The sequence below is a fragment of the Cellulosimicrobium sp. AB352 genome (assembly GCF_049538415.1).
Classification (GTDB): Bacteria; Actinomycetota; Actinomycetes; order Actinomycetales; family Cellulomonadaceae; genus Cellulosimicrobium; species Cellulosimicrobium funkei.
Genome location: NZ_JBMVFX010000002.1, coordinates 189,032 through 215,949 on the forward strand (window position 1 = coordinate 189,032; position 26,918 = coordinate 215,949).

Here is a 26,918-nt window from a genome sequence, read left to right on the forward strand (position 1 = left end):
GGCGGACCGGACTGAGGTCATGGATCGATTCTGCCGAGCGGGCACCCGTCTCGCCACCTCGTAGAGGTCACAGTCGTGCACCCTTCGCGCCACACCCGCGCCGTATTTGTTCGCTGCACGCGCAAACGCGCCGGGCGCCGCCGATCGCGTCAGCGCGCCGGGAGCAGCCGACGCGGTTGACCCCCTCGCACCGCTCCACGAGCGGTTCAACCTGCTCGTTCACTTTTTCCTCACAGGGGGCTTGAACAAGTCTTGCAACGCTTGTAGGTTGTTCGGCATGGCAGAGATCTCGAGGCTCCCCGGGCCCGTCATGGAGCTGTGGGAATGGCAGTACCAGGGTTCGTGCCGCGACGCGGACGACACGTTGTTCTTCCACCCCGAGGGTGAGCGCGGCTCGACGCGACGACGGCGAGCGGAGGCCGCGAAGGCGATCTGCCACTCGTGCCCCGTGATGATGCAGTGCCGCGAGCAGTCGCTCCGCGTGCGCGAGCCGTACGGGGTGTGGGGCGGCCTGAGCGAGGACGAGCGCGCCGCCATCCTCGCGGGCGGCGCCCGCCGCACCGGCTGACGCACCCTCTCCCCGGGCACCACCTCGGTGCCTTCGCGCCACCAGCAGACCCGCACGGCCCCGGTCCGACGTCGTACCGGGCGCACGTGCGCACGACCCGTGGGACCACCGGTGGGGCGACCGGCCACGGAACGCAGCAGGGCCCCGCGACCGACGGTCGCGGGGCCCTGCTGCTGAACCGGGTCGGCGTCAGCCGACCACCACGGCGAGGATGTCGCGCGCGGACAGGACGAGGTAGTCCTCGCCGCCGTACTTGACCTCGGTGCCGCCGTACTTGCTGTAGATGACCTTGTCGCCGACGGTCACGTCGAGCGGGACGCGGTTGCCGTTGTCGTCGACACGGCCCGGACCGACGGCCAGGACCTCGCCCTCCTGGGGCTTCTCCTTGGCGGTGTCCGGGATGACCAGGCCGGATGCGGTCGTGGTCTCGGCCTCGAGGGCCTTCACGACGATCCGGTCCTCGAGCGGCTTGATGGGGACCGACACGTCGGACCTCCCCTTTCGCGGTGAGAACTGCAACGGATGGGTCGAGCGCACCGGCTGGCCGTCGTCGCGGGTGCCGGACAGCCTGGTCGCACGTGGTGCCGCCTCCGCGAGCGGTGGCGGCACGTCTCAAATCTAGGTCCCGGTTAGCACTCGGTCAAGGCGAGTGCCAACGTCCGTCCTGCGGACGACCGGGCCCCGGCTGCGCGTGGTCCCCGGCCCCCGTGGAAGGATCGACGCCATGGACGCCGCCACGCTCACCAAGCTGCTCAGCCCCGAGGGCTGGGCCCTGCTCGGCGCGCTCCCGCCGTACGACGAGCAGCAGGCGCTCGTGCTCGCGGCAGGGCTGCGCGCGAAGGGCGTCGACCCGGACCTGGCCGCAGCGGCCCTCACCCAGTCCCGGCTGCGCGCCGCGGCGCACGGCAAGCTCGGGGCGTTCGCCGACGGCATGCTGTTCACGCAGGCGGGGCTGGAGCAGGCGAGCCGGCTCGTCGTCGCGGGCCTGCACGCCCGGCGGTACCAGGAGGCGGGGATCCGGCGCGTCGCGGACCTCACGAGCGGGATCGGCGTCGACGCGCTCGCGTTCGCCGCCGCGGAGCTCGAGGTGCTCGCGACCGACGTCGACGAGCTCACCGCGGCGATCGCGACCGTCAACCTGCGCCACTTCCCCGAGGCCGAGGTGCGCCACGGCGACGGGCTCGCGCTCGACCTGGAGGGCGAGCGGATCGAGGGCGTGTACGCCGACCCGGCGCGCCGCACCCGCGCCGGCACGCGCGTGTTCGACCCGAAGGCCTACGCCCCACCGCTCGACGCGGTGTGGGCGCTGCGCGAGCGTGTGCCCGCGGTCGGGATCAAGGTCGGCCCGGGCATCCCGCACGCCGGCCTGCCCGAGGACGCCGAGACCGAGTGGGTGTCGGTCGACGGGGACGTCGTGGAGGCCGGGCTCTGGTTCGGCCCGCTCGCGCCCGAGGGACCGGGCCGGTCGGCGCTCGTCCTGTCGTCGTGGACCGGGCCCGACGGGACCGCGCGCACCACGACCCGACGGATCGCCCACCGCCCGGGCGACGCGGACGTGGTGCCCGAGGTGGGCGCCGTCGGGCAGTACCTCTACGAGCCCGACGGCGCCGTGATCCGGGCGGGGCTCGTCGCCCACGCGGCGCGCGGGCTGGGCGGCCGCCTGCTCGACCGGACCATCGCGTACGTGACCACCGACTCCCCCGCGCCGCTCGACGCGACGGGGCTCGCGGACGGGCTCGCGCGCGGCTACCGCGTGCTCGACACCATGCCGTTCGGCCTCAAGCGGCTGCGCTCGTACCTGCGCGAGCGCGGCGTCGGTCGTCTGACGATCAAGAAGCGGGGCACCGCCGTCACGCCGGAGCAGCTCCGGCGGCAGCTCGCCCTCACGGGCGACGCGACGGCCACGATCGTCCTCACGCGCGTCGGCGGCTCCCAGCAGGTACTCGTCGTCGAGCCGCTCTCCGCTCCCCCGGCCGGCGCCGGGCAAGACGGGCCCCGGTGAGCGCCCTGCCGCGCCGCACGGCGATCCCCTTCGCGCGCTCGGAGCGCTCGACCGTCGGGCTCGAGTGGGAGCTCGCGCTCGTCGACGCCGACTCGGGCGACCTGCGGCAGGTCGCGCAGACCGTGCTCGACGCCGTGCGCCCGGCCGACGGCGGCCCGCACCCGTCGATCAAGCAGGAGCTCCTGCTCAACACGGTCGAGGTCGTGAGCGGCGTGTGCCGCACGGTGGGCGAGGCCGGCCGCGACCTGCAGCGCTCGGTCGAGGAGCTGCGCGCCGTGACGGACCCGCTGCGCGTCGAGCTCATGAGCGCGGGCACGCACCCGTTCGCGCGCTGGGCGCAGCAGAAGGTCACCGACAAGCAGCGCTACACCACGCTCATCGACCGCACCCAGTGGTGGGGGCGGCAGATGCTCATCTACGGCGTGCACGTGCACGTCGGCATCGAGGACCGCGCCAAGGTGCTGCCGATCCAGCGCGCGATGCTCACGACGTTCGCCCACCTCCAGTCGCTCTCGGCGAGCTCGCCGTTCTGGGGCGGCAAGGACACCGGCTACGCGTCGAACCGCGCGCTGATGTTCCAGCAGCTGCCGACCGCGGGCCTGCCGTTCCAGTTCGGGACGTGGGAGGAGCTCGAGGGGTACGTCGCCGACATGCTGCACACCGGCGTCATCGACGCGTTCGACGAGGTGCGGTGGGACCTGCGGCCCGCGCCGCAGTTCGGCACGCTCGAGACGCGCATCTGCGACGGCGTCACGAACGTCTCCGAGCTCCTGGCGCTGGCCGCGCTCACGCACTGCCTCGTCGAGCACTTCTCGACGATGCTCGACGAGGGGCGCGAGCTGCCGAGCATCCCGCCGTGGTACGCGCAGGAGAACAAGTGGCGCTCGGCGCGCTACGGCATGGACGCGATCATCATCCTCGACCGCGAGGGCAACGAGGAGCTCGTGACCGACGCCGTCGGGCGGCTGCTCGTCGAGCTCGAGCCCGTCGCGGCGCGCCTCGGGTGCCTCGACGAGCTCGACGGCGTGCGCACCATCGTGCGGCGCGGCGCGTCCTACCAGCGGCAGCGCGCGGTGGCGCGCCGCCACGGGGGCGAGCTGGACGCCGTCGTGCGCTCGCTCGTCGCCGAGATGCGGGCCGGCCGGCCCCTGTGACCCGGCCGGGCCGTCACACGTGCGTGACGGTGAGCGGCATCGACGAGTCGACGCCGATGTCCAGGCTCGACGGCGCGACGCCCGCCCGCACGACGGCCGAGCCGAGCGCGGCGATCATCGCCCCGTTGTCGGTGCAGTAGCGGATCGGCGGGATGCGCAGCTCGATGCCCGCCTCCGCGCAGCGCTCCGCGGCCATGTCGCGCAGCTGGGAGTTCGCGCTGAACCCGCCGCCGACGACGAGCGTCGAGACGCCGTGCCGCTCGCACGCGGCGATGGTCTTGGCGGTGAGCACGTCGGCGACGGACTCCGCGAAGGAGGCGGCGACGTCGTGCACGGGGATCTCCTCCCCCGCGTCCTGGCGGGCCTCGACCCAGCGCGCGACGGCCGTCTTGAGGCCCGAGAACGAGAAGTCGTACGCGTGCTTCTCCTGGTCCTTGCGCGCGGTGAGGCCCCGCGGGAACCGGATCGCCGTGGGGTCGCCCTCGCGCGCGAGGCGGTCGATGTGCGGGCCGCCGGGGTACGGCAGGCCGAGCAGGCGCCCGACCTTGTCGAACGCCTCGCCCGCGGCGTCGTCGAGCGTCGAGCCGAGCTCGGTGACGGACGTCGCGACGTCGTCCACGAGCAGGAGCGAGCTGTGCCCGCCGGACACGACGAGCGCCATGACGCGCTCGGGGAACGCGCCGTGCACGAGCTCGTCGACGGCGGCGTGGCCGATCACGTGGTTCACGCCGTAGAGCGGCTTGCCGAGCGCGAGCGCGAGGGCCTTCGCCGCCGAGGCGCCGATGGTCAGCGGGCCGACGAGCCCCGGCCCGGCGGTCACAGCGATCGCGTCGACCTCGGAGAGGTCGACGTCGGCCGTGCCGAGCGTGCGCTCGAGCGTGGGGATCATCGCCTCGAGGTGGGCGCGCGAGGCGACCTCGGGGATGATCCCGCCGTAGCGCGCGTGCTCGTCCATGGAGCTCGCGACCGTGTCGACGAGCAGCTCGCGGCCACGGACGAGCGCGACGCCCGTCTCGTCGCAGGACGTCTCGATGCCGAGCACCAGGGGCTCGCCGAAGCTCGCGGGAGCAGTGGGGACCATGGCCTCCAGGGTAGTCGCGCGCGGGGGCCGGACCGTCCGTGTCGCGCACGTCACACCGTCTGCTCGGAAGATGATCAAGGGTTCAACTGTTTGTGCCAGTCATGAGCACCGACACCCTCATCGAGTCCTCTGCCGCGCCGAGCGAGCAGGCCGACCAGCTCGCGATCGACGCGCAGGCCGCGGACCGCCTGTTCCGCGCGGCGCACACCACGCACGCGTTCTCGGACGAGCCCGTCACCGACGCGCAGATCCAGGCCGCCTGGGACCTCGTCCGCTGGGCGCCCACCGCGATGAACACCCTCCCGCTGCGGCTGCTCGTCGTCCGCACGCCCGAGGCGAAGCAGCGCCTCGGCGCGCACATGGCGGACTTCAACCGCGACAAGACGCTCGCCGCGCCGGTGACGATCGTCGCCGCCGCCGACCCGTCGTTCCACCAGCACCTCGGCACGCTCGCGCCGTTCCGCGAGGGCATCGCCGAGCAGCTCGACCCGCAGGCCGACCTGCGTGAGGGCATGGCCCGCACCAACGCCCTCATCCAGATCGGCTACCTCATCGTCGGGCTGCGCGCCGCCGGCCTGTCCGTGGGCCCCATGACGGGCTTCGACGCCGCCGGGATCGACGCTGAGTTCTTCGGCGAGTCGGGCTGGCGCACGCTCGTCGCGATCAACGTGGGCTACCCGGCCGACGAGGGCGCGCACTTCCCGCGCCAGGCGCGCCTCGACTTCCACCAGGTCGCCGAGGTCCTCTGAGTCCCGTCCCGCACCTCCGAGCCGAGGCGGCACCCCACCGGGGTGCCGCCTCGTCGCGTCCGGGGGCTGCGCGCGCGCCTCGGTCCGGGAGGCGCGGCGTGCGTCAGGTCGCGACGGGGCGGCCGGGGTCGTTCGACCACTGCGACCACGACCCCGCGTAGAGCGCCGCGTCGACGCCGAGCGTCGCGAGCGCGGCGACCTCGTGCGCGGCGGTGACGCCCGATCCGCAGTACACCCCGACGGGGCGCGACGGGTCGACGCCGAGCGCGGCGAACCGCGCGCCGAGCGCGTCCGGGTCGAGGAACGTCCCGTCGGCGGCGAGGTTGCCCGTCGTCGGGGCGCTCACCGCGCCCGGGACGTGGCCGGCCCGCGGGTCGACGGGCTCGACCTCCCCGCGGTACCGCTCGCCCGCGCGCGCGTCGAGCAGCACGCCCGACGCCGCGAGCCCGGCCGCGCCGTCCGCGTCGAGCACCGGCATCCCGCCCGGGGAGACGACGACGTCGCCCGGCTCGGGCCGCACGTCGCCCTCCTCGGTCGGGTACCCCGCCGCGCGCCACGCGGGCAGGCCGCCGTCGAGGAGGCGGACGTCGTCGTGGCCCGCCCAGCGCAGCAGCCACCACGCGCGCGCGGCCGACGTGCCGCCCACGGCGTCGTACACGACGACGCCCCGGTCGGCGCGGACGCCCCAGCGCCGGGCCGCCGCCTGCAGGTCGCCCGCCTCCGGCAGCGGGTGGCGGCCCGCGGCGGGCGACGGCGGCGCCGCGAGCTCGGTCTCCAGGTCCACGTACACCGCGCCCGGCACGTGCGCGGCGCGGTGCTGCTCGCGCCCGTCGGTGACGCCCAGCGCCCACCGCACGTCGAGCACGACGGGCGGGCGGTCGCCCGCGAGCGCCGCGGCGAGGCCGCGCGCGTCGACGAGCACGCGGTCGCGCCGCGCGAGGTCGCCCGTCACGCGACCACGTCGGCGGACGCCGTCCCGTAGTCCGGCTCGTCGCGCGGCGGCGGGGCGCCCAGCTCGAGCCGCATCGTGTACGCGTCCACGTCCTCGGGCTGGTAGTACCGCTTGCGGATGCCGAGCTGCTCGAACCCGTGCTTCGCGTAGAGCCCGAGCGCCGCGTCGTTGTCGACGCGCACCTCGAGCAGCACGGCGCTCGCCCCGAGCTCGCGCGACCGCTCGACCAGCGCCTCCAGGAGCACCGAGCCCACGCCCTGGTGCTGGAACGCCGGGTCGACGCCGATGGTCATGACCTGGGTGACGTCGCCGTCGAACCACAGGCCCGCGTACCCGACGAGCGGCTGGGGCCCCGCGGCGTAGAGCCGCACGGGCTCGGCGGCGACGTACCACCGCCCGAACCCGGCGAGCTCGTCGGCGAGCATCCCGTAGGTCCACGCGCCGCGCCCGAACAGCTCACGCTCGAGCTCGACGACCCGGTCGAGGTCCGCGGCCTTGAGGGGCCGCAGCCGGATCTCGTACGACCGCGTGCTCATCGCGACCGCTCCGGCGACGCGTCGCTCACGCGCTTGCGCGCCGCGGCCTCCTGGACGTCGGGGCGGCGCAGGTACAGCGGCTCGGTCGGCTGCTCGAGCCCGGCCGCCCGGCGCGCGATCGCCAGGCGCGCGAGCACGGCGGCGTCGGGGACCTGCGGCGCGTCCTGCGCGACGTCGAGCGCGTCGGGGTACAGCTCGGCGCCCTCCCCGACCACGACGGCGCCCGCGGCGTGCGTCGCGACGTCGGCGGCGGGGCCGACGTCGGGCCCCGCGACGGTCTCGAGCACGGGGACCGCGTGCGGCCCCTCGTGCGCGACGACGCGGTACCGCGCCCAGTAGACCTCGCGACGGCGGGCGTCGGTCGCGACGAGGAGCTCGTCGTCGGGCGCGAGGCCGAGGTCGCTCACGGCCTGCGCGGCGACGGCGTCGAGGCTCGGGACGCCCAGCACGGGGACGCCGAGCGCGAAGCCCAGGGCCCGGGCGGTGACGAGCCCGACCCGCAGGCCGGTGAACGGCGCCGGGCCCGTCCCGACGGCGACGGCCGTGAGGTCGCGGCGGTCGACGCCGGCCTCGGCGAGCGCCGCCTCGACGAGCGGGGCGAGCGCCTCGGCGTGCCGGCGACGCTCGGGCGCGTCGCGGCGGGCGAGACGAGCGCCGTCGTCGGAGACGACGGCGACGGTGACGGAGGCGGAGGTGTCGAGCGCGAGAACAGCCACGGCTCCAGCCTACGGCCGGGAGCGGGGCCGTCCTCGTCGCCGGGCGCTACCGGGTGAGCGCGGCGACGTCGAGGCCGGCCCAGCGCGCCCCCACGCCGCGCACGGTCACGCGCCGCTCCCCCGCCTCGGGGGCGTCGTCGTCCGGGCCCTGCTCCGCGCCGACCCCGCCGCGCGGGCGCTCGAGCACGATCTCCAGGCGGTCGCCCGCGAGCGCCTCGACGAGGCCGCTGCCCCACTCGACGACCGTCACCGACTCGTCCAGGCTCGAGTCGAGGTCGAGCGCGTCGACCTCGTCGAGCGACCCCAGGCGGTACGCGTCCACGTGCACGAGGGCCGGGCCCCCGACGACGGACGGGTGCTCGCGCGCGACGATGAACGTCGGGGACGCGACCTGGCCGCGCACGCCGAGCCCCGCCCCGATCCCCTGCGTGAGCGTCGTCTTCCCCGCCCCGAGGTCGCCCGTGAGGATCACCAGGTCCCCCGCGCGCAGCACCGCGGCGAGGGCGCGGCCGAACGCGCGGGTCGCCTCGGCGTCGGGCAGCACGACGACGCCGCCCGGGGCGTCGTCGGCCGCGGTCCCCCCGGCGGCGGGCGCCGGGGTCGAGTGGTTCGGGTCGTCGCTCACGCGCGGACCGTCCTTTCCGTGCTGTCGTGCGGGCTCGGGTCGCGCGCCAGGAGCGCCCGCGCGCCGTCGTCGAGCACGTGCGTCCCCACGTGCTCGCGCGGCACGCGCGCACCGAGGCGCGTCGTGATCTCGTAGCTGATGGTGCCCGCGGCCTGCGCCCAGTCCTCGGCCGTGGGGACCCCGCCGCGCGCCACGCCGTCGCCCGCGCCGAACAGCGTGACGACGTCGCCCGCGCGCTCGGTCGCGTCCGGGCCGAGGTCGAGCACGAGCTGGTCCATGCAGACCCGGCCCGCGACGCGCACGACGCGCCCGCCGGGCTCTCCCGGGCGGGCGCCGACGAGCACCGGCCCGCCCGGCGCGCCCGCGGGCCCGCCGCCCGACGCGTGGCGCGGGATCCCGTCGCCGTAGCCGAGCGGCACGACGCCGAGCGTCGTGTCCTGCGGCGTCGTGTAGTGGTGCGAGTAGGAGACGCCGTGACCGCCGGGCACGCGCTTGACCGTCGCGAGGCGCGCCTGGAGCGTCATCGCGGGGCGCAGTCCGAACCGCGACGGCGGCCCGAGCTGCGGCACGGGCGTCATCCCGTACGCGGCCAGGCCCGGGCGCACGAGGTCGTAGTGGGTGCGGGGGGCCGTGAGCGTCGCGGCGGAGTTCGCGAGGTGGCGCAGCTCCGGCACGACGCCCGCCCGCGCGGCCTCGCGCACGGCCTCGTCGAAGACGTCGGCCTGCGAGACGACGGTCGGGTGGCCGGGCTCGTCCGCGAACGCCAGGTGCGACCACATGCCGACGACGCGCACGGCACCCTCCGCCTCGGCGCGCGCCACGGCGTCGAGCACGTCGGGCAGGTCCGCGGGCATGATCCCGTTGCGGCCCAGGCCCGTGTCGACCGCGAGGTGCACCCGGGCGGTCCGGCCCGCGGCCCGCGCCGCGGCGACGACCTCGTCCACGGCCCAGCGCGCCGCGAGCGACACGTCGACGTCCGCCTCCACGAGGTCGCGCAGCGGCGCGCCCGGCGGGTAGAGCCACGTGAGCACGCGCGCGCGGTCCGGGCCGACTCCCGCCGCCCGCAGCGCGAGCGCCTCGCCCGGCTGCGCCGTCCCGAGCCACGTCGCACCGCCCGCGAGCGCCCCGAGCGCGCTCGCGACGAGCCCGTGCCCGTACGCGTCCGCCTTGACCACGGCCATCACCTGGGACGACGGCGCGAGGTCCGCGAGCGCGCGCACGTTGTCGCGCACCGCCGCCAGGTCGACGACGGCGCGGGCCGGGTAGGCGCGGGGGTCCGGGCCGTCGGAGCCGCTCGCGCGGGACGTCGGGGCGGGGCCCGCGAGGGAGCCCGCCCGGGCGCCGGTCGGGACGGTGCCGGGGGCGCCGGCGGGTGTGCCGGGATGTGTGCCGGGAGAGGTCGTGCGCTGGGTGTCGCTCACGGTCGTCGATTCTCTCACCCGCGCGTCACCACGCGGAGAGCGCGCGGTCCGTCGCGAAGCGGCGCTCGCGGCCCGTGAACGGGTCGGTGAACGCGAGCGACCGCGACACGAGCTGGAGCGGGCGCGAGTAGTCCTCGGGCGAGACGTCGTACGGCTCGGGGTAGAAGTTGTCGTGCACGATCGGCACGCCGAGCCGCGCCATGTGCAGGCGGAGCTGGTGCGTCCGGCCGCTGTGCGGCTCGAGCCGGTACCGCGCGAGCCCGCGCGCCGGGTCGGTCTCGACGACGTCGACGCGGCTCTCCGCGTTGGGCTCGCCGTCTACCTCCTCGGCCCGCATGACGCCGCGGCGCTTGACGATGCGGCTGCGCACGGTCGCGGGGAGGTCGAGCGACGGGTCCCACGGCGCGACCGCCTCGTAGGTCTTGCGCACCTCGCGGCGCGCGAAGAGCTCCTGGTACGCCCCGCGCACCTGCGGGCGCAGCGTGAGCAGCAGGACGCCCGCGGTCACCCGGTCGAGGCGGTGCGCCGGGCTGAGCTCGGGCAGGTCGAGGTCGCGGCGCAGCCGCACCAGCACCGACCGCGCGACGTACGCCCCGCGCGGGATGGTCGCGAGGAAGTGCGGCTTGTCGACGACCAGCAGATCCCGGTCGCGGTGCAGCACGCGGACCTCGAACGGCACGTCCGGCTCGACGGGCGGGTCGCGGTAGAGGAACACGAACCCGCGCGGCTCGTACGGAGTGCGCGCGTCCACCGGGCGCCCGCGGCCGTCGACGACCTCGCCCGCCGCGACCTTCTCCGCGAGGCGCGCGGCGTCGTCGGGGAAGCGGTGGCGCACGTAGTCGAGGGTGCGCGGGTACCGCGCGACGCTCTCGGCGTCGTGCGGCAGCACGAGGCGCGTCGGGTTGAGGCCGTCGCGCACGGGGAGGGGGACCACGCCCTCCACGGTACCGGCGGGGTGCCCGCGGTCGGTGCGGGTCGCGCGTGGGTGCGGTGGGGTGCGCGGCGGCGCAGTCGGCACGCGGGCGCAACCGGCGCGCGGGCGCAACCCGGCGTGGTCGACGCGCGGTGGGGTGCGCCGTGGGCGCGGTCAGCGCGCGGCGAGCAGCTCCGCGACGACGCCCGGGACCGCGTCCGCGACGTCGAGCGCCGCGACGGGACCGCCCGGGTTCGCGCGCTCGGCGGCGAGACCGTGCACGACGGCGGCCGCCGCGGCCAGCTGCGCAGCGAGGCCCGGCTCCCGCACGACGCGCTCCGCGTGCGCCGCGAGCAGCGTGCCGAGGATGCCGGCGAGGACGTCGCCCGCCCCGGCGGTCGCGAGCCACGCAGGCGCGTCCGCCTGCGACCACGCGCCCTCCGGCCCGACGACGACCGTCGCCGACCCCTTGAGCAGCACCGTCGCGCCGGTGGCCTCGTGCGCGCGGCGCGCCCACCGCAGCGGCTCGGCCTCGACGTCGGGACGCGTCACGTCGTCGCCACGCGCCCGCAGGAGCGTCGCGAGCTCCCCGGCGTGCGGGGTGAGCACGACCGACGGCGGGCAGCGGTCGGGCAGCAGGGACAGAGCGCCCGCGTCGACGACCGCGGGCACGCGCTGCGGCGTCGCGTCGGTGGTCGTCGCGTGGGTCGCCGTCGCGGCGGCGAGCGCCGCCCGCACGCGCTCGTGCTGGCCGCCGTCGTCGACCGGGTCGTCGCCCGGGCCGGGGACCGCCGGGACGCCCGGGCCCAGCACCCAGGACTGGACGCGGCCCGCGGCGGGCACCACCTCGGGGCGGGCCGCGAGGACGGCGCGCGTGGCGTCGTCGGGCCCGCCGTAGCGCACCATGCCCGGACCCGTGCGGACGGCCGCGGTCGTGACGAGCACCGCCGCGCCCGGGAAGGTCGGCGTGCCCGCCACGACGCCGACGACGCCGCGCGTGTACTTGTGGTCGGTGGCGCCGGGCACGGACCAGAGGACCGCGACGTCCGCCGGCTCGAGCCGACGCACGACCGGCGCCGCGGTCCCCCGGTCCGGCGCGGGCGCGTCGGGGCGGGGAGCGTCAGGGACGGGTGCACCCGGGGCCGGTGCGTCAGGGCCGGTTGCGTCAGCACCGGGTGCGCCAAGGCCGGGCGCGCCAAGGCCGGCTGCGTCAACGCCGGGTGCATGAGGGCCGGGTGCGCCCAGGCGCAGCCCGATGTCGACGACCGCGCCGTGCCCCGCGAGGTGCGTCGCGGGCGGCAGGAGCAGCCCCGGCTTGGCGGCGCCGAACGTCACCGTGCGGTCGGCGCGCAGCACCGGGCCCGGCACCGTGCCGTCGTCGACGCCGATGCCGCTCGGCGCGTCCACCGCGACGACCCACGGCCGACCGAGGCCTTCGGGACCGTGCGCGGGGCCGCCGTCGAGCACCGCGGTCAGCCGCTCCACGAGGTCCGCCGCGACCCCGCGCAGCGCCCCGCGGGCGCCGATCCCGACGAGGCCGTCGAGCACGACGTCGGCGCGCGCTGCCTGGGCGGCGACCCGGTCGGCGACGTGCGGGTCGAGGTGGTCGCGCTGGCAGTCGCCGTGACCGTCGTCGTGACCGTCGTCGTGCGCCGCGCCGTCGGGGCTGCCGACGAGCACCTCGACGCGTCCGCCCGCGTCCCGGAGCGCCGCGAGACCGCCGGCGTGCGCGTGCTCGCCCGTGAGCACCGCCAGCACCTCGAGGCCGCGGCGCGCGAGGTACGCGCCCGCGTGCAGCGTGTCCCCGCCGTTGTTGCCCGAGCCGACGAGCAGGACCGCCCGGGCGCCGGTGACGCGCCCGTCGCGGCGGCCGCCGTCGGGCAAGGCGACCGACCGGCGTCGGGCGAGGTCGCGCGCGACGACGGTGGCGAGCGCGAACGACGCCCGCTCCATGAGCGGGACGCCCGCGGCGAGCAGGGGCTCCTCGGCGGCGCGGACGTCGGCGACGGACCAGGCTTCGATCATGACCTCATCCTGCCCACCGGGCGCCGAGGCCGCCTGCGCGGCGCCCGCGCCGAGCCGTCCGGGGCGACGACCGCCGGGACGGCCGAGGGCTGAGACGGTCCCCGCGGGCGCGCTGCGGGCCGCGCGGACCCGCATAGGGTGACGAGCATGCGATTCGGACTCTTCATCCCGCAGGGCTGGCGCTACGACCTCGTCGACGTCGCGCCCGAGGACCACTGGAAGACCATGCTCTCCCTGCTCCACTACGCCGACAACGCGGCGGCGGGCGAGCCCCTGCCCGGCGGCGAGTTCGCGTGGGACGGGGTGTGGGTCTACGACCACTTCCACACGACCCCGACCCCGAGCACCGAGGCGACCCACGAGGCGTGGACGCTCATGGCGGCGTTCGCCGCGGCGTCGCAGCGCGTGCGCCTGGGCCAGATGTGCACGTGCATGGCGTACCGCGAGCCGACCTACCTCGCGAAGGTCGCCGCGACGGTCGACCACGTCTCGGGCGGCCGCCTCGAGATGGGCATCGGCGCGGGCTGGTACGAGCACGAGTGGCGCGCCTACGGGTACGGCTTCCCCAGTGCGGGCGAGCGCCTGCGCGCGCTCGACGAGGGCGTGCAGATCATGGCGCGCATGTGGCGCACGGGGTCGTCGGGCACGTTCGAGGGCCGGCGCTACCAGGTGGACGGCGCCCTGTGCTACCCGCAGCCGCTGCAGCGCGTGGCGGTCGACGGCGAGGGTGCCGTGCCGAGCATCCCCCTGTGGATCGCGGGCGGCGGCGAGAAGAAGACGCTGCGCATCGCGGCGCAGCACGCCCAGTACACGAACTTCGACGGCTCGCCGGAGGGCTTCGCCCACAAGTCCGCCGTGCTCGAGCAGCACTGCCGCGACCTGGGCCGCGACTTCGGGGAGATCACGCGGTCGGCCAACTACAACGTCGTCATCGGCGAGACCGAGCGGGACGTCGCGGACCGTCTTGCCCGGGTCGAGGAGCACGCGCGCCGGTACTTCCCCGAGAAGGCGGACGACAGCATCGCGTCGTGGCGGAACGGCCCCCTCGTGGGAACACCGGAGCAGATCGTCGAGACCCTCACGGCGCTGCGCGCCCAGGGCCTCGGCTACGCGATCGGCTACTTCCCCTTCGCCGCGACCGACCGCGACCAGCTCGAGCTCTTCCAGCGCCAGGTCATCCCGGCCCTGCAATCCTGACCCCCCTCCCCCTCCACCCTTCCGCCCCCTCCCCGCGCGAGCAGGTGGTCTTGGTTCGTCCCGTCGACGGGACGAACCAGGACCGCCTGCTCGTCCGTCGTGGATCGCCTGGTCGACGCCGACCACAGGGTGGGCGGCGTGGGGTGTCGTCCACAGGTCGCGACGACGAGGCTGCGGTGGCGGCACGCGACCCGCTGAGATCGCGTCATGCACGCACGAACCGCCGTCCCCGCCGAGCTCCTCCGGATCGCGTCCCGGCAGGCAGAGCTGGTCACGACCGCGCAGGCCGGTGCGGCAGGACTGTCGCGAGGCGCGGTCCGCGGGCTCGTCGACCGGCGAGAGTGGCGCCGCGCCGCGATGAACGTCTACGAGGTCCGGTCGTCTGCCGTGACGAGCCTCGACGACCGACGACGTCGCGCAGCGCTCCTCGGACTGCTCGCCTACGACGCGGACGCCGTCGCCGTCGGCGCCTGCGCCCTGGTGCTGCACGGCGTGGAGGGTCTGCCGCACCGGCTCACTCCCCAGGTCGCCCTCGACGAGGCGTCGCGCCGGCAGCACCGTGACGGTGTCCGCCTGCGCCAGTTCGACGACGGGATGCGCACGACGAGGATCGACGGGTTCCGGGTCGCGACGCTCGACTGGGCTCTCGCCCAGGCCGTCCCGGAGCTTCCTCGCTCCCACGGGCTCGCCGTCCTCGACGCGGTCCAGCGCCGCCGGCTTCTGACGCCCGACGAGCTCGCCCGCGCGCACGACCTCGCTCGCGGACGGCGAGGCATCGCTACCCGGCACGACCTCTGGGAGCTGTCGGACGGCCGGGCGGAGTCCCCGCTGGAGTCGTTCGCCCGTCTGGAGTGCATCGAGGAGGAGGTGCCGCCGGACACCCTGCAGCTCCCCGTGCGCGACGAGACGGGCGCCGTGGTCGCTCGAGGTGACATGGGATGGCGGCGTCGCGGCGGTCGCTGGCTCGTCGCCGAGCTCGACGGCCGGGAGCACCACGACACCCCCTTCGCGGTCTTCGCGGACCGTCGTCGCCAGAACCTCCTCACCGGCTCGGGCACCGTGGACCTCCTGCGCTTCACGTCACGCGACCTCGGCCGGGTCGCCGCGACCGTGCGCCGGCACCTCGCCGCCTGACGGGCACCTCACCGCCCGGCGGCGGCACGCCACGGTCGACCAAAACCTCGCGCAGCACTTCTCGCGAGTCGAGCAGGCGATCCCCGCCGGCCGAACAGGTGGTCCTGGCGCGTCCACGTCGTAGGACGAGCCAGCACCACCCGCTCGGCGGCAGCGGGTGGGGGCGGGGGCGGGGGCGGGGCGGGTGGGGGCGGGGTCAGCCTTCCGCGACGACCATCGCCGAGGCGATGCCGGCGTCGTGCGAGATGCTCAGGTGCCAGGCCGTGATGCCGAGCGCGTCCGCACGTGCCGCGACCGTGCCGGTGATCTCGACCTCCGGCGGGCCGCCGACGACGCGGTGCACCGTCGCGTCGTGCCAGCGCATGCCCGCGGGGGCACCCAGCGCCTTGGCGATGGCTTCCTTCGCCGCGAACCGCGCGGCGAGCGACGCGGGAGGCAGGTCACGCTCGGCCTCGGTGAACAGCTTCTCGCGGAGCCGGGGGGTGCGCTCCAGGGTCTCCATGAACCGCGCGACGTCCACGACGTCGATCCCCACGCCCTTGATCATGCGTCCACCCTACGGTGGCGACCAGGCCTCCCCGCCTCCACGAGCAGGTGGTCCTGGTTCGTCCGGGAGACCGGACGAGCCAGGACCACCTGGTCGGCGCGTGGGCGGGGGCGGGGCCGGGAGGGCTACTCGACCGTGACCGACTTCGCGAGGTTGCGCGGCTGGTCGACGTCGAGGCCCTTCGCCGTCGCGAGCGCCATCGCGAAGATCTGCAGCGGCACGACGGCCAGCAGCGGCGAGAGCAGCGTCGGGGACTCGGGGATCCAGAAGATCTCGTCCGCGTAGGGACGCACGGCGTCGTCCCCGTCCTCGGCGATGACGAGCGTGCGTGCGCCGCGCGCCCGGATCTCCTGGATGTTCGAGATGACCTTGGAGTGCAGGCCCTCGCGGCCCTTCGGCGACGGCACGACGACGAACACCGGCTGGCCCTCGTCGATCAGCGCGATCGGCCCGTGCTTGAGCTCGCCGGCCGCGAAGCCCTCCGCGTGGATGTACGCGAGCTCCTTGAGCTTGAGCGCGCCCTCGAGCGCGACGGGGAACCCGACGTGGCGCCCGAGGAACAGCACGGACGAGGCGTCCTTCATCGACCGCGCGGTCGCGCGCACGTACTCGCCGCGCTCGATGACGGTCTGGATCTTGCGCGGCATCTCGCGCAGGTCCTCGAGGATCGCCGCGATCTCGTCGGGGAACTTGTTCCCGCGCAGCTGCGCGAGGTAGAGGCCCAGGAGGTACGCGGCGGTGATCTGCGACAGGAACGCCTTCGTCGAGGCGACCGCGATCTCCGGGCCGGCGTGCGTGTAGAGCACGGCGTCGGACTCGCGCGGGATCGTCGAGCCGTGCGTGTTGACGATCGAGATGACCTTCGCGCCCTGCTCACGCGCGTGGCGCACGGCCATGAGCGTGTCCATGGTCTCGCCGGACTGGGTCACGGCGACGACGAGCGTCTTCTCGTCGACGATCGGGTCGCGGTAGCGGAACTCGTGCGCGAGCTCGACCTCGACCGGGATGCGGCACCAGTGCTCGATCGCGTACTTCGCGACGTGGCCCGAGTAGGCCGCCGTGCCGCACGCGACGACGATGATCTTGTCGACCGAGCGCAGCACGGCCTCGTCGATGCGCAGGTCGTCGAGCACGAGCTTGCCCGACGGGTCCGTGCGGCCGAGCAGCGTGTCGGCGACGGCGTGCGGCTGGTCGTGGATCTCCTTGTCCATGAAGGACGAGAAGCCGCCCTTCTCCGCGGCGGCCGCGTCCCAGTCGACCGTGTAGCGCTTCGCCTCGGCCGGGTTGCCGTCGAAGTCGGTCACCTCGACCGACGTCGGCGTGATCGTGACGATCTGGTCCTGCCCGAGCTCGAGCGCCTCCTTGGTGTGGGAGATGAACGCCGCGACGTCGGAGCCGAGGAAGTTCTCGCCCTCCCCCAGCCCGACGACGAGCGGCGAGTCGTGCCGCGCGCCCACGACCGTGTCCGGGGCGTCGGCGTGCACGGCGAGGAGCGTGAAGGTGCCCTCGAGCCGCCGCGCCACCTGCCCCATCGCGAGCGTGAGGTCCTTGGTGTCGCGGTACGCCCGCGCGAGGAGCTGCGCCGCGACCTCGGTGTCGGTCTCGGACCGGAACGTCACGCCCTCGGCGAGCAGCTCGGCCTTGAGGGTCGCGAAGTTCTCGACGATGCCGTTGTGGATCACGGCGAGGCGGTCGTCGTCCGCGAGGTGGGGGTGCGCGTTGGTGTCCGTCGGGCCGCCGTGCGTCGCCCACCGCGTGTGCCCGATCGACGCGGTCGCCGCGGGCAGCGGGTGCGTCTCGATCTCCTGCACGAGGTTCGCGAGCTTGCCGGACTTCTTCGCGAACGCGACGGCGTCGACGCCGGGCGCGACGAGCGCGACCCCGGCCGAGTCGTAGCCGCGGTACTCGAGCCGTCCGAGTCCTTCGAGAGCGACGTCGAGGGGTCGCCCCGAGGCCTCTCCGACCATGGTTCCAGGGCCTACGTAGCCCACGATTCCGCACATGGTGATCGAGTCTAGCCACGGACCCGCGCCGCTTCGGGGCCGCGCGATCCCGCGGTTCTTCGTGAGGTCCGCTGCCAAATCGGGGCCCCGCGGCGCGCGAGCCGTCCTCGCGCCCGCGGCCTCGTCGTGTCCCGGTCCGTGGCGCGTTCGCCGGGCGTGGGACGCGCGGCACCGCGAGGCTGGTGCTCGTGCCCACCGTCCGGATCGGTCTCTCGGGGTGGCGGTACGCGGACTGGCGCGGACCGTTCTACCCCGCGGGGCTCCCCCAGCGTCGCGAGCTCGAGCACGTCGCCTCGCTCTTCCCCGCCGTCGAGCTCAACGGGTCGTTCTACTCGTTGCAACGACCGTCGTCGTTCGTCGCGTGGCGCGACCAGACCCCCGAGGGCTTCACGTTCGCGGTCAAGGGACCGCGCTTCGTCACCCACATGAAGCGGCTCCGGGACGTGCGGACGCCGGTCGCCAACTTCGTCGCGAGCGGCGTCCTCGCGCTCGGCAGCAGGCTCGGGCCCGTCCTGTGGCAGCTCCCCGCGCGGACCGCCTTCGACCACGACCTGCTCGACGCGTTCCTCACGCTCCTGCCGCGCACCACCGGCGAGGCGGCGAGGCTCGCGCACGAGCACGACGACCGCCTGCGCGCGCCCGCCTGGACGGAGACCGACGCGGACCGCCCGATCGTGCACGCGCTCGAGCCGCGGCACGCGTCGTTCGCCGCGCCGGAGGCGCTCGACCTCCTGCGCCGGCACGGGGTGGCGTTCGCCGTGTCGGACGGCGCGGGCCGGTGGCCGCTCGTCGAGGCGGTCACGAGCCCGCTCGTGTACGTGCGCCTGCACGGGGACCAGGAGCTCTACCGCAGCGGCTACCGGCCGCACGTGCTCGACGCGTGGGCCGAGCGCGTGCGTGCCTGGCACGCCGCGGGCCACGACGTCGAGGTCTACTTCGACAACGACGTGGACGCCCACGCCCCGGCCGACGCGCTCGCCCTCATGGCCCGCCTGCCCGACCTCGCGCTCCCCGGCTTGGGGCCCGCCGTCGAGCCGACGCCGCGCCGTCGTCGGGCCGCGCGCGGGGCGGACGACGCCCGCTGAGACGACCCGCGGAGGGCGGCCTCGCGGTGCCCTCGTCGGGACGCGAAGCCGCCCCGTGCACCGGCACGGGCGCGCATCCGGCAGAATCGGGCGGGTGTCCTCCCCCGCCGACGACCCGTCCGACCTCCTGCGGGCCCACCTGGCCGCGCCGTCGTCCTCGCCGTACGTCGATCTCGACCGGGCCGTGTGGAGCCGGCTGTCGGAGTCGACGCCGCTGCCGCTGACCGACGACGACGTCGCGCGCCTGCGCGGCCTCGGTGACCCGATCGACCTCGCCGAGGTCGACGCCGTCTACCGGCCGCTCTCGCGCCTGCTCAACCTCTACGTCACCGCGACGTCCGGCCTGCACGAGGCGACGTCGACGTTCCTGCGCGAGGAGACCGGCAACACGCCGTACGTCATCGGCGTGGCCGGCTCCGTGGCCGTCGGGAAGTCGACGACGGCGCGCGTGCTGCGCGAGATGCTGGCCCGCTGGCCGGAGACGCCGCGCGTCGAGCTCATCACGACCGACGGCTTCCTCTACCCCAACGCGGAGCTCGCGCGCCGGGGCCTCATGGACCGCAAGGGCTTCCCCGAGTCCTACGACCGTCGCGCGCTCATCCGGTTCCTGTCCAAGGTCAAGGCCGGCCACGCCGAGGTGCGGGCCCCCGTCTACGACCACCTCACGTACGACATCGTGCCGGGCGCCGAGGCCGTCGTCCGCAAGCCCGACGTCCTCGTCGTCGAGGGCCTCAACGTGCTCCAGCCGGCGCGCCCGAGCGCGCACGACGAGTCGACCGTCGCCGTGTCGGACTTCTTCGACTTCTCGATCTACGTCGACGCCCGCACGCGCAACATCCGCCAGTGGTACGTCGACCGGTTCCTCGCGCTGCGCCGCACCGCGTTCGCGCGCCCCGAGTCGTACTTCCGCCGCTACGCCGACCTCACGGACGAGCAGGCGGTGGAGCGGGCGAAGTCGATCTGGGACGCGATCAACGCGCCGAACCTCGAGCAGAACATCCTGCCGACGCGCGGCCGCGCGACCCTCGTCCTCACGAAGGGCTCGGACCACTCGGTCCAGCGCGTCCGCCTGCGCAAGCTCTGAGGCGGCACGCTCAGCACAGGGCAGGGTCAGGTCGCGCGGGGCGGCGTGCCCGACGACGTCGCCCCCGACGGCCCGGGCGGCACCGTCCCGGAGGCGTCCGCCGCGCGCGGACGGGGCGCGGGCGCGCCGGTCACCGGCCCGGTCGCGGGGTTCCCGCCGGCCGTCGCGCCCCCGCCGGGCGCGGTCGCGGCCGGCGTCCCGCCGGTCGTCGGCGCGGCCCCGGCCGGGTCGGTCGCATCCTCTCCGACAGGCACCCGCGCCGTCGGCGGCAGCTCGCCGCGCTGGCGCGCGCGCATCATGAGCACGCGGTCGATGACGAACCCGCTCCCGACGCCCAGCACGATGCCCACGACCATCGCGAGCAGCGGCTCGTGGCCCAGCCAGCGGGCGGCGACGAGCCCGATGAGCACCGAGTAGACGGCCCACGTCACCGCCGCGATGCCGGAGAACGCCATGAACCGACGCCGCGGGTACCCGACGGCGCCAGCCGTCATGTTCACCGCGACGCGGCCCACGGGGATGTAGCGCGCCGCGAGGATGAACGACGCCCCGCGGTGCGCGAGGGCGCGCTCGGCCCACCCCACGGCGCGCCGCCCGCGGGGCGTGCGCAGGATGCGCAGACGCTCCGTGCCGACGGCGCGACCGATCGCGAACGCGATCTGGTCCCCGGTCCAGGCACCCAGGGCCGCGACGAGGAGCACGAGGACGAGGTTCGGCTCGCCGGTCGCGTGCGCGGAGACCGCGAGCGTGATGACGACCGACTCGCTGGGGACCGGCGGGAAGAACCCGTCGATCGTCGCGAAGCCGAACAGGGCGGGATAGATCCACGCGGACGCCGCGAGGGCGAGAATCCAGTGCTCGAGATTCTCCAGGAAGGTCGACACGGCGTCCGGCAACGGCGTCCTCGTTCGTCTGCTGGCGGGGAGGCCAGGCGGGCGGTGGCGGCAGGTCGGTCGTCCTGCACCAGGACAAGCCTACGGAGCGCGAGGACGACGACCATCAGGGAGACCCCCGGTTCACCCCTGAGGACCCCGGGCGCGACGGCGCCGCGCCCGTGACGATTCTGCCGTGCCCGCCGCGGCAGTTCGTCATCCCGGCGGACGACTTCCCGCGGCGGGCCCGTACGTCGTGAGGACCAGGGGCCCGCGGACGCCCGGTGGGCTAGCTCCCGGCGCCCGGGAGCCGCGCGACCCCGAGGGTCGAGGACAGCGTGCGCAGGTCGGCGGCGTCGAGGTAGAGCTCGCCCCGCAGGTGGTCCGTCTCGTGCTGGACGATGCGCGCGGGCCACCCGGTCAGCACGTCGTCGAACGGCTCGCCGGCCTCGTCCTGGCCCGTGAGCCGGACGGCGTGGGCGCGCGTCCGCTCGGCCTGCCAACCGTGCACGGAGAGGCAGCCCTCGAAGAACGTGCGGGTCTCCTCGCCGACGACCTCGTAGCGCGGGTTCACGAGCACCCGGTACTCCAGGGGGCTCCGCTCCCGGTCGTCGCCGACGTCCGGTGCACCCGGGTCCTCGACCACGGCCACCGCGAGGCCGATGCCGACCTGCGGCGCGGCGAGCCCCACGCCGGGCGCCGCGCGCATGGTCGTGCGCATCGCGTCGAGGAAGCGCGGCAGCGCGTCGCCGAGCTGGCCCGCGTACGGCACGGCCGGCGTGCGCAGCACGGGGTGGCCGGCCTGCACGATCGGCAGGACGCCGTCCGGGTACGCGGCGAGGAGCGCGAGCACGTGCTCGCGCAGCGCCTCGTCGACCCCCTGCCGCACGCTCGTGCCCGCCTCGCGTCCCGTCGGCCGTCCGGACGCGCTCACAGGGCGAGCCGCTCGCGCACGACGCCCGCGAGCTGCGCGGCGACCGCGTCGGCCTGCTGCTGCGTCGCCGCCTCGACCATGACCCGGACGAGCGGCTCGGTGCCCGACGGCCGCAGGAGCACCCGCCCCGTCTCCCCGAGCGAGCGCTCCGCACCGGCGACCGCGGCCAGCAGCGCCTCGTCGGTCGACGCGCGCGCCTTGTCCACGCCGGGGACGTTGAGGAGGGTCTGCGGGAGCCGCTGCACGACGCCCGCGAGGTCCGCGAGCTTCTGGCCCGTCGCGCGCACCCGCGCCGCGAGCTGGAGGGCCGTGAGCACGCCGTCGCCCGTCGTCGCGTAGCGCGACATGACGATGTGGCCTGACTGCTCGCCGCCCAGGCCGTAGCCGTGGGCGCGCATCTCCTCGAGCACGTACCGGTCGCCGACCGCCGTCTGGACGGTGCTGATCCCCGCCGCGCGCATCGCGAGCAGCAGCCCGAGGTTGCTCATGACCGTGACGACGAGCGTGTCGTGCGGGAGCGCGCCCTCGTCCTTGAGCGCGAGGGCGAGGACGCCCATGATCTGGTCGCCGTCGACGACGGTGCCGCCGTGGTCGACCGCGATGCAGCGGTCCGCGTCGCCGTCGAACGCGACGCCGAAGTCGGCCTCGGACGCGACGACGACGGCCTGAAGCTGCTCCGGGTGGTTCGAGCCGCACGCCGCGTTGATGTTGCGGCCGTCGGGGCTCGCGTTGATGACGACGACGTCCGCCCCGGCAGCACGCAGCGCCGCGGGCCCGACGTCGCTCGCCGCGCCGTTCGCGCAGTCGACCGCGATCCGCAGGCCGGCCAGCGGCTTGTGATCCTCGTCGGCGCCGATGCTCGACATGAGGTGCTCGACGTACGCGCCGCCCGCGCGACCCGAGTCCGGGGAGATGCGGCCGACGACGCCGTGCGTCGGGCGCTCCCACTCCAGGCCCAGCAGGCTCTCGATGCGGTCCTCGACCGCGTCGTCGAGCTTCACGCCGCCGCGCGCGAGGAACTTGATCCCGTTGTCCTGCATCGGGTTGTGCGACGCCGAGATGACGACGCCGAAGTCGACGTCCATGGTGCTCGTCAGGTAGGCGACGGCCGGGGTCGGCAGGACCCCGACGTCCTTCACGTCGACGCCCGCGCTCGCGAGCCCCGCGATGAGCGCCGCGCCGAGGAACTCCCCGGACACGCGCGTGTCGCGCCCGACGACCGCGCGCGGGCGGTGCCCCTCCTCCTGACCGCTCGCGAGCACACGGGCCGCGGCGACGCCGAGGTCCAGCGCGAGCTCCGCCGTCACGTTGCCGTTCGCGAGACCGCGCACCCCGTCGGTGCCGAAAAGCCGTCCCATGGAAGTCCTTCCCCTCGTACCGGCCGTACGCCGACCGTACGACCGTCAGCCGCTGCCCGCCGTCGACGGGTCTTGGTCACCGCTCCTCACAAACGCCGTCGGCCCCGGTGGACCAGGTCCACCGGGGCCGACGAGCGCACAGCGCAGGATCAGCGCTTGGAGTACTGCGGTGCCTTGCGGGCCTTCTTGAGACCGGCCTTCTTGCGCTCGACGACGCGGGCGTCGCGAGTGAGGAAGCCGGCCTTCTTCAGCGCGGGGCGGTTGTGCTCGGCGTCGATCGCGTTGAGCGCGCGCGCGATCGCCAGGCGCAGCGCGCCGGCCTGGCCCGAGGAGCCGCCGCCCGTGATGCGGGCCACGACGTCGAAGCGACCCTCGACGTCGACCAGCTTCAGCGGGGAGTTGACGAGCTGCTGGTGGACCTTGTTCGGGAAGTAGTCCTCGAGCGTGCGCCCGTTGACCTTCCAGGTGCCGGTGCCGGGGACGAGGCGCACGCGCGCCACGGCCTCCTTGCGACGGCCCAGGGCCTGGCCGGGGGCGGTGATGCTCTGGCCGCGGCCCGTGGGGGCGGCGGACTCGGAGGTGTAGGTGCTGGGCGTCTCGTCGCCCAGGGTGTCGGTGTCGACGGTGGTCTCGGCCACGGGTGGTGTCCTCGCGTCTCTCTGTGCGCTACGCCTGGGCGGCGATTACTGCGCGACCTGGGTGATCTCGAACGGCTTCGGCTGCTGAGCGGCGTGCGGGTGCTCGGCACCCGCGTAGACCTTCAGCTTGCCGAACTGGGCGCGACCGAGGGTCGTCTTGGGGAGCATGCCCCGGACGGCCTTCTCGACGGCACGCTCGGGGTGCTTGTCGAGCAGGTCGCCGTAGGCGACGGCACGCAGACCACCCGGGTAACCGGAGTGGTTGTAGGCCATCTTCTGCTCGCGCTTGTTGCCGCTCAGGGCGACCTTGCCGGCGTTGATGACGATGACGAAGTCACCGCCGTCGACGTGCGGAGCGAAGGTCGGCTTGTGCTTGCCGCGCAGCAGGGTGGCCACGTGGGTGGCCAGGCGGCCCAGGACGACGTCGGTCGCGTCGATGACGTACCAGTCGCGCTGGACGTCGCCGGGCTTCGGGGTGTACGTACGCACGGTCGTAGCCTTCGTTTCTGTCTCAGGATGTCTTCTTCGACCGCTGAAGCGTGCGGCCGAGAGGGCAGGTCGTTGCGCGGCGGGCTCGGTCGACACCCGCTCCTTGGCCGGCAGCGAGTGGGCGCGCTAGCGACACGGGTGTCGTGAGATGAGCACAACGACTCACCAGACTACCCGCGAGGCAGGCCGCCGGTCAAAGCGGCCGGGCGCTCCCGGACGCACGTCTCGCAGCGCGTCGAGCGGGCCTCGTGGACGCAGCCGGGGCAGTACAGGCGCAGGGTCCGGCAGCTCGGGTCGGCGCAGTTCTCGTACTTCGCCGTCGGCGCCCCGCACGCCGTGCACGCGCCGAGCGGCGTCGAGCCCGGGCCGAGCTCGACGTGCATGCGCTCGTCGAACACGTAGAGCGACCCCTCCCACAGCCCCTGCGAGCCGAACACCTCGCCGTAGCGCACGACGCCGCCGTCGAGCTGGTAGACCTCCTCGAACCCGCGGGCGCGCAGCAGCGCCGACAGCACCTCGCACCGCACGCCCCCCGTGCAGTACGTGACGACGGGTCGGCCCTTGAGGTCGTCGTAGCGGCCCGAGTCGATCTCGGCGACGAAGTCCCGCGTGGTCGCGACGTCGGGCACGACGGCCCCGCGGAAGCGGCCGATCGCCGCCTCGAACGCGTTGCGGCCGTCGAGCATCACGACGTCGTCGCCGCGCTCCTCGACGAGGTCGTGCAGGGCCTGCGGGCTCAGCCGCTCCCCGCCGCCGACGACGCCGTGCTCGTCGACCCGGACCTCGTCCGGCACGCCGAACGCGACGAGCTCGGGGCGCACCTTGACGGACAGGCGCGGGAAGTCGCGGCCCGTGCCGTCGGACCACTTGACGTCGACGCCCTCGAAGCCCGGGTACCGGCGCGTCGTCTTCACGTACTGCTTGAGGTCCTCGACCGTCCCGCCGAGGGTCGCGTTGATCCCGTGCTCCGACACGATCACGCGACCCGTGAGGTGCCACCGCTCCCCCAGCGCCTGCTGCCAGAGCTGCACGGCACGCGGGTCCGGCAGCGCCGTGAAGGCGTAGAAGAGCACGATCTTGTGGACGGCCATGCTCACCAGGATAGGGAGGGCTAGCGCGCCCGACGGACGCGCTCGACGTCCCAGACGGGCTCGGGCGCCTCGACGACCTCGCCGTCCTCGCGGAACACGAGGAACCGGTCGAAGCCGCGCGCGAACCACCGGTCGTGCGTCACCGCGAGCACGGTGCCCTGGAAGGCCGCGAGCCCCGCCTCGAGCGCCTCCGCCGAGTGCAGGTCGAGGTTGTCGGTCGGCTCGTCGAGCAGGAGCAGCGTCGCGCCGTCGAGCTCGAGGAGCAGGATCTGGAAGCGCGCCTGCTGGCCGCCCGAGAGCGTCTCGAAGCGCTGCTCGGCCTGGCCCACGAGCTCGTACCGGTCGAGCGCCCGGCTCGCGCCCTCGCGCCCCATGCCCGCCCGGTGCCCCTCGCCGCGGTGGAGGATCTCCAGCAGCGTGCGCCCTCGCAGCTCCGGGTGGTCGTGGTTCTGCGCGAACCACCCCGGCCGCACCCGCGACCCGAGCACGGCCCGGCCAGTGTGCGCCACAGGGGCGGGCGCCGCCGGGCCGCCGGCCACGTCGTCGGGCACGGTGCCCGGCTCGGGGTCGCTCCCGCCCGCGGCGAGGAGGCGCAGGAAGTGCGACTTCCCGGAGCCGTTCGAGCCGAGCACCGCGACGCGCTCGCCGAAGAACACCTCGACGTCGAACGGCTTCATGAGCCCCGTGAGCTCGAGCCGCTCGCACGTCACCGCGCGCTTGGCCGTCCGCCCGCCCGTGAGCCGCACGGTCACGTTCTGGTCGCGCGCGACGACCTCGGGACGCCCCGCCTCCTCGAACTTGCGCAGGCGCGTGCGCGCGGCCTGGTACCGGCTCGCGAGGCCGTCGTTGAACGCGGCCTTCGTCTTGAGCGTCCGCACGAGCTCCTGGAGCTTGGCGTGCTCCTCGTCCCAGCGGCGCGCGAGCTCGGCGAGCCGGTCGCGCCGGTCCGCGCGGGCCTGGGCGTACGTCGCGAAGCCGCCGCCGTGCACCCACACCGTGCCGCCGCCCGGCGTCGGCTCGAGCGTCGCGACCTGGGTCGCGGTGCGCGACAGCAGCTCGCGGTCGTGGGACACGAAGAGGACCGTCTTGGACGACGCGACGAGCCGCTCCTCGAGCCAGCGCTTCGTCGGCACGTCGAGGTGGTTGTCCGGCTCGTCGAGCAGCAGGACCTCCTCGGGCCCACGCAGCAGGGCCGTGAGCGCGAGCCGCTTCTGCTCGCCCCCGGACAGCGACCGCACGTCGCGCCACTGCGCCTTCTCGAACGGGACCGACAGCACCTCGTCGGTCACCTCGTCCCAGCCGGCCTCGGCGTCGTAGCCACCCACGTCCGCCCAGTCCACGAGGGCCTGCGCGTAGCGGAGCTGGGCGGGCTCGTCGTCGACCGTCATGATGTCGTGCTCGGCAGCCGCGAGCTCGAGCGCCGCCTCGCGGACGGCGGTCGGCGCGAGCCCGACGAGCAGGTCGCGCACCGTGCGGTCGTCGTCGATGCGGCCGACGTCCTGGCGCATGACCCCGAGCCCGCCGCTGCGCACGACGGCGCCCCCGTGCGGCGCGACCTCGCCGGTGACGATGCGCAGCAGCGTCGACTTCCCGACGCCGTTGGGCCCCACGAGCGCGACGCGCGCGCCGTCCGCGACCCGCAGGTCGACGCCGTCGAGCAGGGTGCGCCCGTCGGGCAGGTGATACGTGACGTCGCTGAGGTCGAGGTGTCCCACCCCGTCATGGTCCCCGACGTCGGCCGCGC

General features: G+C 75.1%; 26 protein-coding genes. 8 read left to right on the forward strand and 18 right to left on the reverse strand.

What is annotated here, in order from left to right; genetic code table 11:
• The first annotated feature begins 277 nt into the window (after positions 1-277).
• Positions 278-568: a WhiB family transcriptional regulator gene (locus ACPCUX_RS02335; RefSeq protein ID WP_031316449.1), complete on the forward strand. Its 291-nt coding sequence runs from the start codon at positions 278-280 to the stop codon at positions 566-568.
• 189 nt (positions 569-757) lie between these two features.
• Here the strand turns inward: ACPCUX_RS02335 and groES are convergent, their stop codons facing one another.
• A complete protein-coding gene (groES, locus tag ACPCUX_RS02340; RefSeq protein WP_021482870.1) occupies positions 758-1,054 on the reverse strand; it encodes a co-chaperone GroES in 297 nt (98 codons plus the stop codon).
• 238 nt (positions 1,055-1,292) lie between these two features.
• On the opposite strand from groES, the gene ACPCUX_RS02345 reads away from it, so the two are divergent.
• On the forward strand, positions 1,293-2,570 hold the full coding sequence (locus ACPCUX_RS02345; RefSeq protein WP_076405093.1) for a class I SAM-dependent methyltransferase: 1,278 nt from the start codon (positions 1,293-1,295) through the stop codon (positions 2,568-2,570).
• A complete protein-coding gene (locus ACPCUX_RS02350; RefSeq protein WP_114553463.1) occupies positions 2,567-3,724 on the forward strand; it encodes a glutamate--cysteine ligase in 1,158 nt (385 codons plus the stop codon). Before ACPCUX_RS02345 ends, ACPCUX_RS02350 begins: the two co-directional genes overlap by 4 nt.
• Before the next feature lie 13 nt (positions 3,725-3,737).
• Here the strand turns inward: ACPCUX_RS02350 and tsaD are convergent, their stop codons facing one another.
• A complete protein-coding gene (tsaD, locus tag ACPCUX_RS02355) occupies positions 3,738-4,805 on the reverse strand; it encodes a tRNA (adenosine(37)-N6)-threonylcarbamoyltransferase complex transferase subunit TsaD (protein WP_423388100.1) in 1,068 nt (355 codons plus the stop codon).
• A gap of 101 nt (positions 4,806-4,906) precedes the next feature.
• Between tsaD and ACPCUX_RS02360 the strand changes: the two genes are divergently transcribed.
• Positions 4,907-5,554, forward strand: a complete 648-nt coding sequence (locus ACPCUX_RS02360) for a malonic semialdehyde reductase (RefSeq protein ID WP_021482305.1) — start codon at positions 4,907-4,909, stop codon at positions 5,552-5,554.
• A 103-nt stretch (positions 5,555-5,657) separates the two neighbouring features.
• Here ACPCUX_RS02360 and ACPCUX_RS02365 read toward each other — a convergent pair whose 3' ends face one another.
• From ACPCUX_RS02365 to ACPCUX_RS02395, 7 genes are all read right to left on the reverse strand, one after another.
• On the reverse strand, positions 5,658-6,506 hold the full coding sequence (locus tag ACPCUX_RS02365) for a sulfurtransferase (protein ID WP_423388101.1): 849 nt from the start codon (positions 6,504-6,506) through the stop codon (positions 5,658-5,660).
• On the reverse strand, positions 6,503-7,042 hold the full coding sequence (gene rimI / locus ACPCUX_RS02370) for a ribosomal protein S18-alanine N-acetyltransferase (protein WP_051028740.1): 540 nt from the start codon (positions 7,040-7,042) through the stop codon (positions 6,503-6,505). Before rimI ends, ACPCUX_RS02365 begins: the two co-directional genes overlap by 4 nt.
• Positions 7,039-7,758: a tRNA (adenosine(37)-N6)-threonylcarbamoyltransferase complex dimerization subunit type 1 TsaB gene (gene tsaB, locus ACPCUX_RS02375; RefSeq protein WP_043660420.1), complete on the reverse strand. Its 720-nt coding sequence runs from the start codon at positions 7,756-7,758 to the stop codon at positions 7,039-7,041. The genes rimI and tsaB overlap by 4 nt, the downstream gene beginning before the upstream one ends.
• A 46-nt stretch (positions 7,759-7,804) precedes the next feature.
• Positions 7,805-8,302 (reverse strand): tRNA (adenosine(37)-N6)-threonylcarbamoyltransferase complex ATPase subunit type 1 TsaE, encoded by a 498-nt coding sequence (tsaE, locus tag ACPCUX_RS02380; protein WP_061268667.1) that lies wholly within the window; start codon positions 8,300-8,302, stop codon positions 7,805-7,807.
• Between the two features lie 77 nt (positions 8,303-8,379).
• Positions 8,380-9,624, reverse strand: a complete 1,245-nt coding sequence (gene alr, locus ACPCUX_RS02385; protein WP_423388134.1) for an alanine racemase — start codon at positions 9,622-9,624, stop codon at positions 8,380-8,382.
• Positions 9,625-9,829: 205 nt separating this feature from the next.
• On the reverse strand, positions 9,830-10,738 hold the full coding sequence (locus ACPCUX_RS02390) for a pseudouridine synthase (protein ID WP_043660468.1): 909 nt from the start codon (positions 10,736-10,738) through the stop codon (positions 9,830-9,832).
• A gap of 153 nt (positions 10,739-10,891) precedes the next feature.
• Positions 10,892-12,742: a bifunctional ADP-dependent NAD(P)H-hydrate dehydratase/NAD(P)H-hydrate epimerase gene (locus ACPCUX_RS02395; RefSeq protein WP_423388102.1), complete on the reverse strand. Its 1,851-nt coding sequence runs from the start codon at positions 12,740-12,742 to the stop codon at positions 10,892-10,894.
• A gap of 147 nt (positions 12,743-12,889) precedes the next feature.
• On the opposite strand from ACPCUX_RS02395, the gene ACPCUX_RS02400 reads away from it, so the two are divergent.
• Positions 12,890-13,939 (forward strand): TIGR03560 family F420-dependent LLM class oxidoreductase, encoded by a 1,050-nt coding sequence (locus tag ACPCUX_RS02400; RefSeq protein ID WP_211931957.1) that lies wholly within the window; start codon positions 12,890-12,892, stop codon positions 13,937-13,939.
• A 207-nt stretch (positions 13,940-14,146) separates the two neighbouring features.
• The gene (locus tag ACPCUX_RS02405; RefSeq protein WP_423388103.1) at positions 14,147-15,073 is read left to right on the forward strand and encodes a hypothetical protein; all 927 of its coding nucleotides are present in this window, start codon (positions 14,147-14,149) and stop codon (positions 15,071-15,073) included.
• Between the two features lie 196 nt (positions 15,074-15,269).
• Here the strand turns inward: ACPCUX_RS02405 and ACPCUX_RS02410 are convergent, their stop codons facing one another.
• On the reverse strand, positions 15,270-15,620 hold the full coding sequence (locus tag ACPCUX_RS02410) for a holo-ACP synthase (protein WP_021482029.1): 351 nt from the start codon (positions 15,618-15,620) through the stop codon (positions 15,270-15,272).
• Positions 15,621-15,745: 125 nt separating this feature from the next.
• The gene (glmS, locus tag ACPCUX_RS02415) at positions 15,746-17,623 is read right to left on the reverse strand and encodes a glutamine--fructose-6-phosphate transaminase (isomerizing) (RefSeq protein ID WP_061268657.1); all 1,878 of its coding nucleotides are present in this window, start codon (positions 17,621-17,623) and stop codon (positions 15,746-15,748) included.
• Between the two features lie 188 nt (positions 17,624-17,811).
• Between glmS and ACPCUX_RS02420 the strand changes: the two genes are divergently transcribed.
• Positions 17,812-18,708: a DUF72 domain-containing protein gene (locus tag ACPCUX_RS02420; protein WP_081600245.1), complete on the forward strand. Its 897-nt coding sequence runs from the start codon at positions 17,812-17,814 to the stop codon at positions 18,706-18,708.
• Between the two features lie 94 nt (positions 18,709-18,802).
• Positions 18,803-19,792, forward strand: coding sequence for a type I pantothenate kinase (gene coaA, locus ACPCUX_RS02425; RefSeq protein WP_044144243.1), 990 nt, complete (start codon positions 18,803-18,805; stop codon positions 19,790-19,792).
• Positions 19,793-19,818: 26 nt separating this feature from the next.
• Here coaA and ACPCUX_RS02430 read toward each other — a convergent pair whose 3' ends face one another.
• From ACPCUX_RS02430 to ACPCUX_RS02460, 7 genes are all read right to left on the reverse strand, one after another.
• Positions 19,819-20,688, reverse strand: a complete 870-nt coding sequence (locus ACPCUX_RS02430; RefSeq protein WP_423388104.1) for a DedA family protein — start codon at positions 20,686-20,688, stop codon at positions 19,819-19,821.
• 265 nt (positions 20,689-20,953) lie between these two features.
• Entirely contained in the window at positions 20,954-21,598 is a 645-nt protein-coding gene (locus ACPCUX_RS02435) for a peptide deformylase (RefSeq protein WP_423388105.1), read from the reverse strand.
• Positions 21,595-22,956 carry a phosphoglucosamine mutase gene (gene glmM, locus ACPCUX_RS02440; RefSeq protein ID WP_423388106.1) on the reverse strand — a complete coding sequence of 454 codons (1,362 nt, stop codon included), beginning with the start codon at positions 22,954-22,956 and terminating at the stop codon, positions 21,595-21,597. Before glmM ends, ACPCUX_RS02435 begins: the two co-directional genes overlap by 4 nt.
• 149 nt (positions 22,957-23,105) lie before the next feature.
• Entirely contained in the window at positions 23,106-23,594 is a 489-nt protein-coding gene (gene rpsI / locus ACPCUX_RS02445; protein WP_021479846.1) for a 30S ribosomal protein S9, read from the reverse strand.
• 45 nt (positions 23,595-23,639) lie between these two features.
• On the reverse strand, positions 23,640-24,083 hold the full coding sequence (gene rplM, locus ACPCUX_RS02450; RefSeq protein WP_021479847.1) for a 50S ribosomal protein L13: 444 nt from the start codon (positions 24,081-24,083) through the stop codon (positions 23,640-23,642).
• 170 nt (positions 24,084-24,253) lie between these two features.
• Positions 24,254-25,174, reverse strand: coding sequence for a rhodanese-related sulfurtransferase (locus tag ACPCUX_RS02455; protein ID WP_423388107.1), 921 nt, complete (start codon positions 25,172-25,174; stop codon positions 24,254-24,256).
• Between the two features lie 20 nt (positions 25,175-25,194).
• Positions 25,195-26,889, reverse strand: a complete 1,695-nt coding sequence (locus ACPCUX_RS02460) for an ABC-F family ATP-binding cassette domain-containing protein (RefSeq protein WP_074808910.1) — start codon at positions 26,887-26,889, stop codon at positions 25,195-25,197.
• Positions 26,890-26,918: the final 29 nt, after the last annotated feature.